Consider the following 15967-nt stretch of genomic DNA (forward strand, 5'->3'; position numbering starts at 1 on the left):
GGTCTTTCCCTTCTGCGCTGATAGCATTACTTTCGGGTGATAAAACAAAGGCCACCCCATGTCCGCAATCGTATCCGTCAATAACCTGCGTAAAGCTTACGCGGGGGGCTTTGAGGCTCTGAAATCTGTAAATCTCGACATCGAAGAAGGTGAGATCCTTGCACTGCTTGGCCCCAATGGCGCAGGTAAGACGACCCTGATTTCAACGATTTGCGGGATTACGGTCCCGACTTCTGGCATAATCACCGTGGGTGGCTTTGACACCCAGACCCAATTCCGTGCCGCCCGCAATCTGATCGGACTGGTGCCGCAAGAGATTAATCTTGAACCATTCGAGACGGTCATGAACTCGGTTAGCTTTTCGCGCGGGTTATTCGGCAAGCCGCGCAATGATGCCTATATCGAGGATGTTCTCAAACAACTGTCGCTGCATGACAAGAAGGACAGCAAGATCATGACGCTTTCGGGCGGCATGAAGCGGCGGGTGCTGATCGCCAAAGCACTCAGCCACGAACCCCGCGTTCTGTTCCTTGATGAGCCCACCGCCGGTGTGGATGTCGAGTTGCGCAAGGATATGTGGGAGGTCGTTGCAGGGCTGAAAGCCTCTGGTGTGACGATTATCCTGACCACGCACTATATCGAAGAAGCCGAAGCAATCGCCGACCGCATCGGCGTCATCAACAAAGGTGAAATCCTGCTGGTGCAGGATAAGGCCGACCTGATGGCGCAGATGGGGCAAAAGCAGCTCAAGATCGAACTGACCGATTCTGTCGATGTCATCCCTGACGGTTTGGCGACCTACGATCTGGAACGCGCCAAGGATGGCCTGTCGCTGACCTACAGCTACGATACCAAAGGCGAACGCACCGGGATCACAACCCTTTTGAACGATCTGCAAAAGGTCGGTCTGCACCTCAAAGATATCCAAACCCAGCAAAGCAGTCTTGAGGACATCTTTGTCGGCTTGGTGAAGGAAGAGCCATGAACCTCAACGCCGTTTGGACGATCTACATCTTCGAGATGCGCCGCTTTTTCCGCACAATCACGCAAAGCCTGATCTCACCGGTCCTGTCGACGTCACTCTACTTTGTGGTTTTTGGTGCCGCCATCGGTAGCCGCATCCAAGAAGTTGAAGGCGTCAGCTATGGCGCTTTCATCGTGCCGGGCCTGATCATGCTATCGGTGATGACGCAGGCGACCTCAAACGCGAGTTTTGGCATCTACTTTCCCAAATTCATCGGCACGATCTACGAACTTCTTTCAGCACCTGTCAGCTTTCTCGAAGTCGTAGCAGGCTACGTTGGGGCCGCTGCAACCAAGGCGCTGTTCATCGGTGTGATCATCCTGATCACTGCCTTCTTTTTTGTAGATATTCAGATCGCACACCCCATTGCGATGATGGCTTTCCTTGTCCTTACCTGTGTCAGCTTTGCGCTTCTGGGGTTCATCATCGGCATCTGGGCGGACAATTTTGAAAAACTGCAACTGATCCCGCTTCTGGTGATCACCCCGCTCGTGTTCCTGGGCGGTTCCTTCTACTCCATCACCATGCTGCCCCCGGTCTGGCAGACGATTACGCTGTTCAATCCTGTTGTCTATTTGATCAGCGGTTTCCGCTGGTCGTTCTTCGGCGAAGCAGATGTTGCGATCGGTGTGTCCCTTCTTGCCATTGCCCTCTTTACCGGCGCATGCCTTGCGATCATATGGTGGATTTTCCGCACCGGCTGGCGGATCAGGCAGTGACCCTTGCGTGCGACCTTGTAAGGCCTAAGTAGTTGAGCATGAAAAAATATATCCCCTTCATGAAGTCAGAGCCTTTTGTTGCCGTCATCCGGCTGCAAGGGGCTATTGCGAATTCCGGGCGCGGCTTGGATAATCCCGGCCTCGCGCCGGTGATTGAAAAAGCCTTCAGCAAAGGCAAACCCGCCGCTGTCGCGCTGGAAATCAACTGCCCCGGTGGATCGCCCGTGCAGTCCTCATTGATCGCCTCACGTATCCGCCGTTTGGCTGACGAAAAGAAAATCCCTGTTTTTGCCTTCGTCGAAGACGTCGCAGCCTCTGGGGGCTATTGGTTGGCCTGTGCTGCGGATGAAATCTACATCGACAGCTGTTCTATCACCGGATCTATCGGTGTGATCAGCGCGGGATTTGGTCTGCCCAATGCGATCGAAAAAGTCGGCGTGGAACGTCGTGTTCACACCGCCGGAAAATCCAAATCCATGATGGACCCGTTTAAGCCCGAAAAACCGGCTGATGTGAAAAAGCTGAAAGGCTGGCTGGAAGACCTGCACGCCACTTTCATCGACTACGTGAAATCGCGGCGCGGTACCAAGCTGTCGGATAACCCGGACCTTTTCACCGGCGAAGTCTACATCGGCCAGAAGGGCATCGACGAGGGGCTGGCAGATGGCATCGGCCACCTTGCCCCTGTGATGAAAGAACGCTTCGGCGATGACGTGAAATTCCGCCGTTACGGGCAGAAGAAGCCACTGCTGGCGCGTTTCGGCGCACAAATCGTCGATGACGCCGTGGCAGGCATCGAAGAACGCGCGGCCTTTGCGAGGTTCGGTCTTTGATCCTCAAGGCGATCTTTGTCTTTCTGGCGTTCATGCTGGTGCTGGCGATGTTCGGCAAATGGCGGTTCCCGGGACAGGCGCGGTTGGCGCAAGCCAAATGCCCCAAATGCCTGCGCTACCGCATCGGCAAAGGGCCATGTGCCTGTGAGAAACGCAAATGAGGGCGCTGGTCACTGGCGCAGGCGCGCGGCTGGGGCAGGCGATGGCGCTATATCTGGGGCAACGTGGCTATGATGTGGCCGTGCATTATGCAGGGTCAGAGGCTGGCGCAGAGGATACCGTGGCCCAGCTCGCAGCGCTGGGGCGTTGTGGTGCGGCATTGCAGGCTGACCTGTTGGACGAAGACGCCACGCAGGCGCTGGTTGGCCGCGCGTCCGATGCGTTGGGCGGTCCGCTGACCTGTCTGGTCAATAACGCTTCGATTTTTGAATATGACAATATAAGCACCGGCACTCGCGACAGCTGGGACCGGCATATGGAATCCAACCTGCGCGCGCCATTTGTTCTAACCCAGAACTTTGCAGTACAAGTGCCCGACCCTGAAATGGATGACCAAGGCGAGCCTGTTGCCAAAGGCCTTGTCATCAATATGCTCGACCAGCGGGTACATAAGCTGACACCAGAGTTTATGAGCTACACCATCGCCAAAATGGGCCTTTGGGCCATGACGCGGACCACAGCGCAAGCACTGGCCCCACGCGTGCGGGTCAACGGCATTGGTCCGGGGCCGACCCTGCAAGGCGGGCGGCAAAGCAAGGACCACTTTAACAGGCAGCGCGCGGCGACTGTCCTCAAGCGCGGCGCGAACCCGTCTGACATTACCGCGGCACTCGGATATTTCCTCGATGCACCCGCGGTCACTGGGCAAATGCTGGCGGTCGACGGTGGTCAACATCTAGCTTGGGAAACGCCAGATGTGCTGGGTGTTGAGTAGATGCGCCGGCAAGTTGTACACCTCGTCTGACAGCAATTCACGAAACTGTCACAAAGGGTCTATTTTTCAAGGCGTTAACCAGATCGTAATTAAAATATATATATTTTTCAATGTCTTGCAAAAATGCCTAATTTTTAAGCAAACCAGTGAAACCAGCTAAATACAACGAAAAAATACACCTCTCCGGGATTAACCCACGGAGTTATCCACAGAAACCGTGGATGCCTTTTCTCTTGTCCCCGGTGCGTTACCATTGCAGCCAAACGAGAATCACAGAACCGATAGATGACCGAGCAGCCAACCAAACAGACAAAGACCGGATATGACGTGATCCACGGCTATCTGCGGACGCTCGATGCATCGCCGGGCGTCTACCGCATGCTCGATGGTGACAGCCGTGTTCTCTATGTTGGCAAGGCACGCAACCTGAAGGCGCGTGTTTCGAATTACGCCCGTCCCGGCCAGCATTCGCCGCGTATCACCCGCATGATCCGCGAAACCGCGTCGATGATGTTCCTGACCACGCGGACAGAAACCGAGGCGTTGCTGCTCGAGCAAAACCTGATCAAGCAGTTGAAACCGCGCTACAATGTGCTGCTGCGCGATGACAAGTCCTTCCCCAACATTCTCGTCGCCAAAGATCACGCTTTCCCGATGATCAAGAAGCATCGCGGCGCAAAGAAGCAAAAGGGTAACTACTATGGCCCCTTTGCTGGTGCCGGGGCGGTCAACCGCACACTCAATCAACTGCAACGGGTCTTTTTGCTGCGTAACTGCTCCGACAGCGATTTTGAGACCCGCACGCGTCCTTGCCTGCAATATCAGATCAAACGCTGCTCTGGTCCTTGCTGTGGGCTGATCTCCGAGGCTGATTACGCAAGCTCCGTCCGCGACGCCGAGAAATTTCTGCAAGGCCGTACCAAAGGCATCCAAGAAGCGCTCGCCAAACAAATGCAGGATGCCAGCGAAGCGATGGAATTTGAACGCGCCGCCGCATTGCGCGACCGGATCAAAGCGCTGACGCAGGTGCAATCGGCGCAAGGCATCAACCCCCAGAACACGGCGGAGGCAGACGTGATCGCCCTCCATCGCGACGGCGGCCAAGCCTGCGTGCAGGTGTTCTTCATCCGCGCGAACCAAAACTGGGGCAACCACGACTACTACCCGCGCGTGTCCGGGGACGAGGACCCCTCAGAGGTCATGGAAGCCTTCGTTGGTCAGTTCTATTCGAACCGCGAACCGCCACGCATGCTGATCTTGTCACATGGTCTCGATAACGACGATCTGATGGCAGATGCTTTGGCCGAAAAGGCAGAACGCAAAGTCGAAATCATCGTCCCCCAACGCGGCGAAAAAGCCGAATTGGTGCAAAACGCCTTACGCAACGCCCGCGAGAGCCTCGCGCGCAAGATGTCCGAAACCGCGACGCAAGCGCGCCTGTTGAAAGGTGTGGCCGAAGCGTTTGAGATGGATAAGGTCCCGCAACGGATTGAGGTCTATGATAACTCCCACATCCAAGGCGCGCATGCGGTTGGCGCGATGGTGGTTGCGGGGCCGGATGGTTTCGACAAAAACCAATACCGCAAGTTCAACATTAAGGACGATAGCCTGACCCCTGGCGATGACTTCGGCATGATGAAAGAGGTGCTGACCCGCCGCTTCCAACGCCTATTGAAAGAAGACCCGGAGCGGACGCAAGGTACGTGGCCAGACCTGTTGCTGATCGATGGCGGCCAAGGACAGGTAAGTGCGGTGCGCGAAATAATGGACGACCTCGGTGTCAGCGACATTCCTATGGTGGGCGTGGCCAAAGGCGAAGACCGCGATGCGGGCAAAGAGGAATTCCACCGCACCGGCAAACCGGTCATGGCATTGCGGCACAACGACCCGGTGCTTTATTTCATCCAGCGGATGCGGGATGAGGTGCACCGCTTTGCCATTGGCACACACCGGGCGAAACGATCAAAGGCAATCGGGGCAACCCCGCTGGATGACGTGCCGGGCGTCGGGGCCACGCGTAAGCGGGCCTTGCTGGCGCATTTCGGTTCGGCCAAGGCGGTCGCACGCGCGAATTTGGCGGATTTGAAGGCGGTGGACGGCGTGTCAGCGAAACTGGCACAGACGGTCTATGATTATTTCCACGAGAACGGGTGAGGCGAAACCGACCTCCTCAATCAATCCTTGTAGTACTTCTGCCCGCGGTACCAATAGGCTTTGCGTTCTGTTTCTTCTTTGGGCGGTTCATCAGGCGTGATAGCCGGCGTATCCGCCTGTTCTTCGCCAGCCTCTTCGGCCGTGGCAAGAACGGGCAGATCATCCAGATCCATCGCAGTCGATTTGGCCTTCCGACCGACACCTAACTTCACCACAACAAACGACGCGTTGTCTTGATCAGGATGATCCAGTTCCTGAATGGCCTCGATCAGCGCATCGGCAATGGCGTTGCTTTGCCCATCCTGGGTCAGCTGCAGCGTTTTAGCGATCAGAGAATTGGATATCGTTTGCAACCCGTCGCTAGCCACGATCAGAAGATCATCGGGAAGCAGTGCAATCGGTCGGCTTGGGCAGTCGATCATGTCGATCTCTTGGCCGGTTATCGCTGAGGTCAGTGTATTGCGGTCCGGGTGGTCGCGACCGACGTCAGCCGACATTGTGCCGGTCTTGACCATCATGTCGATCTGCGGTGCCATTGAGTGATCCTTGTTCAGCTGGCGCAGCGCGCCATCGCGGAACAGCAAAAGGGGTGAGTCACCCACCGATACCCAATAAAGCTTGTCGCGGCTGATGACGATGCTGAGAAGCGTCGATCCCATACCGTGGGTTTCGTCATGCTCTTTCGTGTGCATTGCGACGCGTTTGTTTGCGGCGTCGGTGGCCTCTCTTAGCGTGGCGGGGATGTTCAACACGCCATCCTCGATCATCTGATCGTTGGTTTTCAGCTTTGAAAACATCTCAGCAACAACAAGGGCGCTGGCGGTGTGGCCTGAGGCATGGCCACCCATCCCATCGGCAAGCACGGCGAAACCCGTATTCTGACCGATAGGAAAACTGCAAACAAGACTATCTTCTTGATAAGGGCGCGCGCCCTTCAAAGCGACGGTTGCGACATCAAAACTGAGGGTATTTGTACTGACTTCTTTAATATCTAACATGATAATTGTACCAACTCACAAACGCCAAAGGGGGCGGGTTACACGGAAACCGCGTTAATATACTGTTAAACAACGGTCGTCGCAGACGTGGCGAAGAGTTGGCGAATTTATGGTTTATTTGTGACTTTGCCTTATCTGTGTTGGTTTGTCAGACCCGGAAAGGTTGAGCTGCTGAAATTTTGTGCAACTCTTCGCTTTATACGCAGTTTTGTGGTTGGGTTTTGGGGGCCGTAACGGCGCGTACGGACGTAGCAAGATTGCTATATTGCATGATTCGAAGTGGATGTTTTCTACAGCGCAGCCGGAATAGCAGTTCGCACCGAAGGTCTCGCTATATGTCCGCCAATGACTGTGGGACCAAGCGCAGGTTGTGACATCAGCACAGACCGGACGAATTTGAAAGCAGTGGACGGGGTGTCAGTGAAATTGACGTGAACGGTGTATGATTATTTTCATGAAAATGGGTGGGGGTTGCCCGAAGCCGACAGCGGCGCGGCAGTTCTTAAGTGAACCTTAAATGGCAGCTTTGCGGGACGAAGCGGACTTTCATTGCAGCTGTCCGAATGGCTACTATTGGCCTTGGAACTCAATGCTCACATTGAAGCAGCGAAAAACTGCATCTGGAATCTTTTGTGAAAAAAAGACACTGGTCGTACCATTCCCTGAATCGACAAACTGCATGTCCCTGCCTGTTCTGTGAGAATTTATTGTCACGCTTTCTGGGGTTTCTTCAAAGAGCGCAGCGAGCCCAGGTGTTTGTGACAAGTTTGAACTCAGTTCCTCTCCATTTGCATTGATGCGGCATGCAATCACTTGGCCAATTGTCGTATTTGGTACCTGTATCTCATAAGGGTGAGCCATCCTAAGCGGAAATGACTTAACAACGAAATCCGAGATTTCATCGTATTCTACGACAGCCCTAGAGTTATACGGACTGCGGTTAGTCGACTCCGCAAAAGCTGCGTGAGATATCGCCAAGGACAAGGAAAGAGCAAAAACCGCATGCGCGACTTTATATTGTTTCATCATGTCGAAATTGCCTCGTCTCATGTTTGCAACGCTTGGGTGGCTGCTTAGCAGACATTCGAGCAAGCTGCAGCGTTTAGAAGTTTGGGCTTTCAACGGCCATTCAACGCCTCACCCCCCCACCATATAAGGCATCAGAATAACTTCGTTTTCCGGCCCGATCTTCGTGAACCACGCCTCGCGGTAGATCACCCCGTCCAGCGCCAACGACACCCCCCGTTTGATCTGCGGTGCCAATCCGGGGTGTTTCTCGGCCAAGGCGTCCAGCAATTCCTTGAAATTGCTGGCCTCTACCTCGACCCATTCCTCGCCATCCGCCAAGGCACGCAGCGATCCCCAGAGTTTCACGCGGACCATGTGCCTAGCCAGTCATCGCCTTCAGCAAACGGGGCGGCGACATCGGCAGTTCCGTCATCCGCACACCCGCCGCCCGTGACACCGCATTCGCAATCGCGGCCAAAGGTGGGACAATCGGCGTCTCGCCCACGCCGCGCACGCCGTAGGGGTGGCCGGGGTTGGGGATTTCGAGGATCACCGTTTCAATGTCCGGCAGGTCTGACGCCACAGGCACGCGGTAGTCGAGGAAGCCTGCGTTCTGCAACCGCCCGTCTTCGCCGTAGATATACTCTTCATTGAGCGCCCAGCCGATACCTTGCACGGCCCCACCCTGCATCTGCCCTTCGACGTAGTCGGGGTGCACCGCTTTGCCTGCGTCCTGGAACACGGTGTAGCGCAGGATTTTCGTAGCCCCGGTTTCTGGGTCCACTTCGGTATCGCAGAGGTGCACGCCAAAGCTGACGCCCGCCCCGTCTGCGTTCACTTCATGGTGGCCTGCAATCGGCCCGCCGGTGTTGCCCGCAATGGCGGCTATCTCGGCCAGGCTCATCGGTGGATGCGTGCCCGCGTTGGGCCCTGCCGGTTTCGCGCAGCCGTCTTCCCAGATCACGGCGTCCTCATCAATGTCCCAGATTTTCGCGATCCGGCGACACATCTCTTTGATCGCGGCGCGCGCGGCCTCAATCGTGGCGAGCCCGACGGCAAAGGTCACGCGGCTGCCGTCCGTGATGTCGTTGAAGCCCAGCGATGAGGTGTCGGCGATCACCGTGCGCACTTTGTCGTAAGGCACGCCCAATTCTTCCGCTGCCATCATTGAGATGGACGCGCGAGAGCCGCCGATATCCGGGTTGCCTTCGACGACGCCCACGGTGCCGTCATCATTGATGTTCAGCGACACACAGGTATTGCCACCGAAGTTGAACCAGAACCCACAAGACAGGCCCCGCCCTTGGTTTGGGCCAAGGGGAGCGGTATAATGTGGATGTGCCTTGGCGGCCTCAAGCGTGGCGACCAGCCCGATATCATTGAAGGTCGGTCCATAGGATGACAGCGTACCTTTGCGTGCGGCGTTCAACAGGCGCACGTCTAGCGGATCAAGACCCAACTCCTGACATAACTCATCCACCACACTCTCGACTGCATAGATCGAGGTCGGCGCGCCCGGCGCGCGGTAGGGGATTTCCTTGGGCCGGTTTGTCATGGCGTTCCAGCCAACGGTTTCGACCGCTTCCAGATCATAGGCCGCAAAGGCCGCCTGCGCGCCCATGTCGACGGTCGCATTGGGATAGGCCCCGCCGGAATAGCGCAACTCACCGCGCGCCGCAGTGATGCGCCCGTCTTTGGTCATACCGATCTTGATATCCATTGAGGACGAGATTGTGGGCCCTGTGGCCTTAAGTACCTCATCGCGGGTCATCACGATTTTGACGGGCTTGCCCGCTTTGCGGGAAAGCGCCAATGCGACCGGTTCGATAAACGTCGATGTTTTGCCACCAAAGCCGCCCCCAATTTCGGAAGATGTGATGCGCAACTGGCTTTCCTCAACGCCTAGGACAGCTGCGCAATTCGCACGTACCATGTATTGGCCTTGGGTGCAGCACCACACCTCGCCACGCCCATCGCTGCCAAGGCTCGCCATGCAGGCTTGTGGTTCGATATAACCTTGGTGGGTGGCAGCCGTCTTGAAGCTGCGTTCGATGATCTTGTCAGCCTTGGCAAAGCCCGCGTCCAAGTCCCCGTGCCCAAACTGGCAATGGGTCGTCACGTTCTGCGACATGCCCGCAGGCACGGTTTCCAGCGCGCGCCCCTCCTGCACGACGGGTGCGTCAGGCTTCATTGCTGCATCGACGTCGGTCACATGGGGCAGAACCGCATAGTCGACCTTGATCAGCCGGATCGCCTGTTTTGCGATTGATTTGCTGGTCGCTGCCACTGCTGCAACGGCATGCCCATCGTAAAGCACCTTGTCGCGGGCAAGGCAGTTGATCGCGACATCGGCAAAGCCTTCGTCCTCTGGCTGTGCCAAATCCGCTCCGGTCACAACCGCCTTCACCCCGGCCAACGCCTCAGCCGCCGACGTATCAATCGATACGATCCGCGCATGGGCATGCGGGCTGCGTAGGATACGGCCATGCAGCATGCCGGGGGCAGAGATATCCGCTCCATAAGCGGCTTTGCCAGTGACCTTGTCGATCCCGTCGGGGCGCGCGACCCGCGTACCGACAACTTTGAAATTACGCTCAGCTTGTGCATCGAATGCCATGTTACGCGCTCCTCATTTCAGCCGCAGCGGTTTGGACCGCTTTGATGATTTTGTCGTAGCCCGTGCAACGGCACAGGTTGCCTGCCAGCCAATAACGCACCTCGGTGTCGGTCGGATCAGGGTTCTTTTCCAGCAAGGCCTTGGCCGCGACCAGAATGCCCGGTGTGCAGACACCGCACTGCAAAGCCGCTTCCTCAACGAAAACACGCTGCAAAGGATGCAGCTCCTCGCCATTCGCCATGCCTTCGATGGTTTCGACTTCTGCGCCTTGCGCCTCGACGCCCAGCACCAGACACGCGCAAACCAGACGCCCGTCCAGCATGACGCTACAGGCCCCGCAGTCACCCGTACCGCAGCCTTCTTTTGCCCCGGTCATCCCAAGCCGGTCGCGCAGTACGTCCAGCAGGCTTTCGTCGGGCTGGCACAGGAATTCTGTGCTATCGCCATTGATTGTTGTTTCAACTGGGATCGTTTTCATGCCTGACCTCCGGCGCGTGCATACGCGATATGGGCGGCGCGCTTGGCCAGCACGCCTGCGGTTTTGGTGCGGAACTCAATGGTGCCGCGTTTATCGGTGATGGGGTTGCACGCAGCTTCGACCACGCTGACGAGACTGGCGATGGCTGCGTCGTCCAGCTTTGAGCCGATTAATGCATCGCCTGCGTCTTTGACAAGCAAGACGGTTGGCGCAACAGCGCCCACGGCGACATGCGCGGTGGCAACAACTCCATTCCCATCAAGCTCCAAACTCACCGCAGCAGATGACACCGCAATGTCCATCTCGGTACGCGGGATAAAGCGCAGGTAAGCGTCGGACGCGTTGTCCGGGCGTGCAGGTAGGAAGATTGAGGTGATAAACTCGCCCTTGGCCAGTGAATTTTTGCCCGGTCCCGTTGGAATATCGATGACCGGCACGTCACGGACACCATCAGGGCTTTGTACGCGGGCAACCGCCCCGGCCGTCACCATGGCAGGCACGCTGTCACCCGCAGGCGACCCGGTACACAGGTTGCCCGCCATCGTCGCGCGGCTTTGCACCTGAGACGATCCAATCAACTCAACCCCCTCAACCACACCCGGCCACATGGCTTTCAGCGCGGTATGCTCGCCCATCTCAGCGCCCGAGACAGCGGCGCCCACACGAAACCCACCATTCTCGGCCGCAATATCACGCATGCCGGGTAGATGTTTCATGTCGACCATCAAGTCAGGCTCAACCATTTCGGCCTTCAGCTGCACCAGCACATCTGTGCCGCCTGCCAAAATGCGCGAGGTTCCATCCTCATCGCGCAACAGCGTTGCTGCCGCCTCAAAGCTTTCAGGCTTAACGTATCTCATCGGGTGTTCCCATGTATCGGTAGAAGGCGCGGATCACATCGCTCCGCTTTATGCATATTGTGTCCTGAGTCCCCCAAAGGGTCAAACCCATTCCGGCCTAGAGAATGCAGATTCTCGCCACGCCCACTGGTATCGGGCGCATACCCGCGCTACCACTCGGTCATGACAATGAACCTGCCTAATGTCCTGACCATCCTGCGGCTTGCCGCGGCACCCGGTGTTGTTGTGATGTTCCTTTATTTTACGCGGCCATTGGCGGACTGGTTCGCACTGGTCCTTTTTATTGTCGCCGCTTTGACTGATTTCCTTGATGGATATCTGGCGCGGGCATGGAAGCAGGAAAGTAAATTGGGTGCTATGCTGGACCCGATTGCAGATAAGGCGATGGTGATCATCGCATTGGTTGTCATTACAGGTTTCTCTGGCATGAACCCATGGATTTTATTGCCCGCGACATTGATTATCTTTCGTGAGGTCTTCGTCTCTGGTTTGCGCGAATTTCTGGGCGACACCGCAGGCACACTCAAGGTTACCAATCTTGCCAAATGGAAAACCACAGCACAGATGGTCGCGATCTCCATGCTGTTTGCAACCGGCGCGTTTGAGCATTACTTTGGTATGCAATCGCTCGCCATGACCCAAGAAATGGTGACTGCTGCGATCGAAGGCACCGGCCCGGACGAGTTGGGCCTGTGGTGGAAACACCAAGGCATGATGATCAGCTGGTGGGGTGGTATCATCATCTTGTGGATCGCGGCGTTGCTGACGATACTGACGGGATGGGATTACTTTAATAAATCACGTCCTTATCTGACGGATACGAAGACATGAACGTTGTCTACTTCGCATGGGTCCGCGAACGGATCGGCTTGCCGCAGGAAACGGTCGAAACGGATGCTCTCACGGTCAACGACCTGATCGCTGAACTCAGCAAACGCGAAGACCGCTACGCCGCGGCCTTTGCCGACATCAGCGCGCTGCGGGTGGCGCTGGATCAGGAGCTATCGGATTTCGATGCGTCCTTGCATGGCGTGCGCGAGGTCGCCTTCTTTCCGCCGATGACAGGTGGCTAATGACTGTCCGTGTCCAGTCTGAGCATTTTGATGCCGGGGCAGAGCTCAATAGCTTTGCCCAAGACCGTACCGACATCGGGGCGGTTGTCAGCTTCACCGGGGTTGTACGCGACACCAAGGGCGATCTGCAAGAAATGCTGATTGAGCACTACCCCGGCATGACCCAAAGCGCGATCACCAAGATCGCGGACGAAGCGGTGCAGCGCTGGGCGCTGGTCGATGTTTTGGTTATCCACCGCTACGGTCCGCTAAAACCGGGTGAGCCGATCATGATGGTCGCGACCGCATCCGCACATCGGGCAGCAGCTTTTGAAGCGGCAGACTTCCTGATGGATTATCTCAAGTCCCGCGCGCCGTTCTGGAAAAAAGAAGTGACCAATAATGGCGCATCATGGGTCGATGCCAAGGACGCTGACGAGGACGCGCTTAAGCGCTGGTAGGCCAAACCTCTGCTGGATCACGGGCCAATGCGGCACAGGGTTCATGACGAGGGCAGGTGGTCAGGTGGTTGTTGATCAACCCCGTCGCTTCCATGAATGCATAAACAATGGTCGGGCCGCAGAAGCGAAAGCCAGCCTTCTTTAAATCCTTCGATATCTGCGCAGTCATCGGTGACTGCGTCGGGATCAACGCGCGATCAGCGTGTGTCGTGCGGAGTGGGATGCCATCAACGTAGTTCCACAAGAAGCGATCAAAGCCTACCTTCGTGTCCAGTTCCTGCCATGCGCGCGCGTTGCCAATGGTGGCCTCAATCTTGCCGCGATGACGAATGATACCAGCGTCGCCGAGCAGACGTTCCACATCCTTTTCCGTCCATTTAGCGATTACGTTGGGATCAAACCCCTGAAAAGCTGCGCGAAAATTCTCACGCTTTTTCAGGATCGTGATCCATGACAGACCGGCCTGAAACCCATCCAAGATCAGCTTCTCCCACAGGGTCCGGCTGTCATACTCTGGCACGCCCCATTCTTCATCGTGGTAGTCGATGTAAATCTGCTCAGGTCCGGCCCAGCCGCATCTTTCCGTCATCATTCTGTCCTTAACCGGTTGTTCACGCCCCCGGCGCATATTGGCCGCGTCAGTATGGAGCGGATACATGCAAAACACCACGCTCAGCCGCGCGCATCTGGAAGAACAGGCGCTGGTTGATCCTCTAGTATATGCTATGGCAAGCCGTGATGCGGACGTGCCGCGTCTTGTGCGCGAGGCATTATCGGATGGGCGGGGGCAATTGGCTTTTCATCCTGTGGTGACCGCTGACAATGACAATCTGGTCGCTTTTCACGAAGGGCTGATGCGGCTTTCTGATGAAGACGGGCGTTTGATCCCCGCTGCGCATTTCATGCCGCAAGTGGAAGATTCCGATCTGGGGCGTGAAATTGACTGCCTATCGCTGGAACTGGCGCTGCAACAATTGCGCACACACCCGGGTTTGCGACTGTCAGTGAATCTGTCGGCAAGGTCCATCGGCGACGGCGAATGGCGACGTACGCTGGATCGGGGATTAATGAGCGGGGATAATCTGGGGGATCGCCTGATCTTTGAGATTAGCGAAACCTCGGCCATGATGCTGCATGAAAACGTCATTCGTTTTATGAGTGAGATGCAGCCAAAGGGCGTTGGTTTCGCCTTGGATGGGTTCGGGGCTGGACTGATCGCATTTCGGCACCTCAAATCGTTCTTCTTTGATCTGGTGAAGATCGACAAAAGCTTCATCCGCGGGATCGACAACGACCCCGACAATCAAGTGCTGGCCGAAGCACTGATCACAGTCGCCCATCAGTTTGAAATGTTCGCCGTGGCCGACGGGGTCGAAACCGCAGGCGAGGCCGCTTTCCTGCAAGGGCTGGGGGTGGACTGCTTGCAAGGATATCATTTCGGGGTCCCCCGGCTGGAGCTTTGAAAGGGGTTGCGACTGGCGCATAGGGGCTTTGATTGCCTCACGTCAACTTGTCTTTTACGCGATGTTTCGAGCGGTAAACGGGGATTGTCTTGCACCTGATACGCGTAGATGGCACCCTTATGGCCAGCTAGAAACCCGAGGGGAACCACACATGACCAACGTCGTTATCGCATCCGCAGCCCGCACAGCCGTGGGCAGTTTTGGCGGATCATTCGCAAACACACCCGCCCATGACCTTGGCGCTGCGGTCCTTGAAGCCGTTGTTGAACGCGCAGGTGTCGATAAATCAGAGGTCAGCGAAACGATCCTTGGTCAGGTTCTGACAGCCGCACAGGGGCAAAACCCGGCACGGCAGGCGCACATCAACGCCGGTCTGCCAACAGAGTCTGCAGCGTGGGGCATTAACCAAGTGTGTGGGTCCGGTCTGCGCGCTGTGGCGCTGGGCGCACAGCACATCCAATTGGGCGACGCCGCTATCGTGGCCGCGGGCGGTCAGGAAAACATGACGCTCTCCCCCCATGCGGCACACCTGCGTGCGGGCCAGAAAATGGGCGATATGAAGTATATCGACACCATGATCCGCGACGGTTTATGGGATGCCTTCAACAACTACCATATGGGTCAAACTGCTGAAAACGTCGCAGAAAAGTTCCAGATCACGCGCGATATGCAAGACGAATTCGCCGTCGCGTCTCAAAACAAAGCCGAAGCTGCGCAAAAGGCCGGCAAGTTTGATGACGAAATTGCAGCCTATACTGTGAAAACGCGCAAGGGCGACATCGTCGTCGATAAAGACGAATACATCCGTCACGGCGCGACCATGGAGGCCATGCAAAAACTGCGGCCTGCGTTTACCAAAGACGGTTCTGTCACAGCGGCCAACGCATCCGGCCTGAACGATGGCGCGGCAGCTACATTGCTGATGTCCGCGGATGAGGCCGAAAAGCGCGGGATCGAGCCTTTGGCCCGTATTGCGTCCTACGCCACAGCCGGTCTCGACCCATCTATCATGGGTGTGGGTCCGATCTACGCATCGCAAAAGGCATTGGACAAAGCGGGCTGGTCCGTCGGCGATCTTGACCTTGTCGAAGCCAACGAAGCTTTTGCGGCACAGGCCTGTGCGGTGAACAAGGAAATGGGCTGGGACCCTGAAATCGTGAACGTGAACGGCGGCGCCATTGCGATTGGGCACCCGATCGGTGCGTCCGGTTGTCGCGTCCTGAACACGCTACTGTTCGAAATGAAGCGCCGCGACGCCAAAAAAGGCCTCGCTACTTTGTGCATTGGCGGCGGCATGGGCGTTGCCCTGTGTGTTGAGCGCCCCTGATCTAAATCAGGGCGGCGCATCCTTGCGCCGCTCTACATC

Annotated in this window: 18 protein-coding genes; 11 read left to right on the forward strand and 7 right to left on the reverse strand. The window is 56.7% G+C overall.

The window, feature by feature from the left end; genetic code table 11:
• The first annotated feature begins 58 nt into the window (after positions 1-58).
• The 6 genes from BC777_RS12775 to uvrC all read left to right on the forward strand — a co-directional run bounded on the left by BC777_RS12775 (position 59) and on the right by uvrC (position 5664).
• The gene (locus BC777_RS12775; RefSeq protein WP_100368551.1) at positions 59-985 is read left to right on the forward strand and encodes an ABC transporter ATP-binding protein; all 927 of its coding nucleotides are present in this window, start codon (positions 59-61) and stop codon (positions 983-985) included.
• Positions 982-1743 (forward strand): ABC transporter permease, encoded by a 762-nt coding sequence (locus BC777_RS12780; RefSeq protein WP_100368552.1) that lies wholly within the window; start codon positions 982-984, stop codon positions 1741-1743. Before BC777_RS12775 ends, BC777_RS12780 begins: the two co-directional genes overlap by 4 nt.
• 38 nt (positions 1744-1781) lie before the next feature.
• A complete protein-coding gene (locus BC777_RS12785; protein WP_100368553.1) occupies positions 1782-2576 on the forward strand; it encodes a S49 family peptidase in 795 nt (264 codons plus the stop codon).
• Positions 2573-2737 carry a hypothetical protein gene (locus BC777_RS19375; RefSeq protein WP_168769134.1) on the forward strand — a complete coding sequence of 55 codons (165 nt, stop codon included), beginning with the start codon at positions 2573-2575 and terminating at the stop codon, positions 2735-2737. Before BC777_RS12785 ends, BC777_RS19375 begins: the two co-directional genes overlap by 4 nt.
• Positions 2734-3510: an SDR family oxidoreductase gene (locus tag BC777_RS12790; protein ID WP_100368554.1), complete on the forward strand. Its 777-nt coding sequence runs from the start codon at positions 2734-2736 to the stop codon at positions 3508-3510. Before BC777_RS19375 ends, BC777_RS12790 begins: the two co-directional genes overlap by 4 nt.
• A 285-nt stretch (positions 3511-3795) precedes the next feature.
• Complete coding sequence (uvrC, locus tag BC777_RS12795) at positions 3796-5664, forward strand: excinuclease ABC subunit UvrC (RefSeq protein ID WP_100368555.1); 1869 nt, start codon at positions 3796-3798, stop codon at positions 5662-5664.
• A gap of 20 nt (positions 5665-5684) precedes the next feature.
• On the opposite strand, the gene BC777_RS12800 is transcribed toward uvrC, so the two are convergent.
• From BC777_RS12800 to BC777_RS12825, 6 genes are all read right to left on the reverse strand, one after another.
• Complete coding sequence (locus tag BC777_RS12800; protein WP_100368556.1) at positions 5685-6662, reverse strand: PP2C family protein-serine/threonine phosphatase; 978 nt, start codon at positions 6660-6662, stop codon at positions 5685-5687.
• Between the two features lie 570 nt (positions 6663-7232).
• Entirely contained in the window at positions 7233-7691 is a 459-nt protein-coding gene (locus BC777_RS12805; protein ID WP_100368557.1) for a hypothetical protein, read from the reverse strand.
• A gap of 108 nt (positions 7692-7799) precedes the next feature.
• A complete protein-coding gene (locus tag BC777_RS12810) occupies positions 7800-8045 on the reverse strand; it encodes a MoaD/ThiS family protein (protein WP_008231651.1) in 246 nt (81 codons plus the stop codon).
• 4 nt (positions 8046-8049) lie between these two features.
• Positions 8050-10287 (reverse strand): xanthine dehydrogenase family protein molybdopterin-binding subunit, encoded by a 2238-nt coding sequence (locus BC777_RS12815; protein ID WP_100368558.1) that lies wholly within the window; start codon positions 10285-10287, stop codon positions 8050-8052.
• 1 nt (position 10288) lies between these two features.
• Positions 10289-10765, reverse strand: coding sequence for a (2Fe-2S)-binding protein (locus BC777_RS12820; protein WP_100368559.1), 477 nt, complete (start codon positions 10763-10765; stop codon positions 10289-10291).
• Complete coding sequence (locus BC777_RS12825) at positions 10762-11625, reverse strand: FAD binding domain-containing protein (RefSeq protein ID WP_100368560.1); 864 nt, start codon at positions 11623-11625, stop codon at positions 10762-10764. The genes BC777_RS12820 and BC777_RS12825 overlap by 4 nt, the downstream gene beginning before the upstream one ends.
• 162 nt (positions 11626-11787) lie before the next feature.
• On the opposite strand from BC777_RS12825, the gene pgsA reads away from it, so the two are divergent.
• The 3 genes from pgsA to BC777_RS12840 are packed head-to-tail and all read left to right on the forward strand — an operon-like array spanning position 11788 to position 13138.
• Positions 11788-12456: a CDP-diacylglycerol--glycerol-3-phosphate 3-phosphatidyltransferase gene (gene pgsA / locus BC777_RS12830; RefSeq protein ID WP_100368561.1), complete on the forward strand. Its 669-nt coding sequence runs from the start codon at positions 11788-11790 to the stop codon at positions 12454-12456.
• A complete protein-coding gene (gene moaD, locus BC777_RS12835; RefSeq protein ID WP_100368562.1) occupies positions 12453-12698 on the forward strand; it encodes a molybdopterin converting factor subunit 1 in 246 nt (81 codons plus the stop codon). Before pgsA ends, moaD begins: the two co-directional genes overlap by 4 nt.
• Positions 12698-13138 (forward strand): molybdenum cofactor biosynthesis protein MoaE, encoded by a 441-nt coding sequence (locus BC777_RS12840; protein ID WP_100368563.1) that lies wholly within the window; start codon positions 12698-12700, stop codon positions 13136-13138. Before moaD ends, BC777_RS12840 begins: the two co-directional genes overlap by 1 nt.
• Here the strand turns inward: BC777_RS12840 and BC777_RS12845 are convergent.
• Complete coding sequence (locus tag BC777_RS12845; RefSeq protein ID WP_100368564.1) at positions 13125-13727, reverse strand: DNA-3-methyladenine glycosylase I; 603 nt, start codon at positions 13725-13727, stop codon at positions 13125-13127. The genes BC777_RS12840 and BC777_RS12845 overlap by 14 nt on opposite strands.
• 67 nt (positions 13728-13794) lie before the next feature.
• On the opposite strand from BC777_RS12845, the gene BC777_RS12850 reads away from it, so the two are divergent.
• Together BC777_RS12850 and BC777_RS12855 are read left to right on the forward strand one after the other, a co-directional pair.
• Positions 13795-14601, forward strand: a complete 807-nt coding sequence (locus tag BC777_RS12850) for an EAL domain-containing protein (RefSeq protein WP_100368565.1) — start codon at positions 13795-13797, stop codon at positions 14599-14601.
• A gap of 151 nt (positions 14602-14752) precedes the next feature.
• Positions 14753-15928 carry an acetyl-CoA C-acetyltransferase gene (locus BC777_RS12855; RefSeq protein ID WP_100368566.1) on the forward strand — a complete coding sequence of 392 codons (1176 nt, stop codon included), beginning with the start codon at positions 14753-14755 and terminating at the stop codon, positions 15926-15928.
• Positions 15929-15967: the final 39 nt, after the last annotated feature.

Source organism: Yoonia maricola (assembly GCF_002797915.1).
GTDB classification, from domain to species: domain Bacteria; phylum Pseudomonadota; class Alphaproteobacteria; order Rhodobacterales; family Rhodobacteraceae; genus Yoonia; species Yoonia maricola.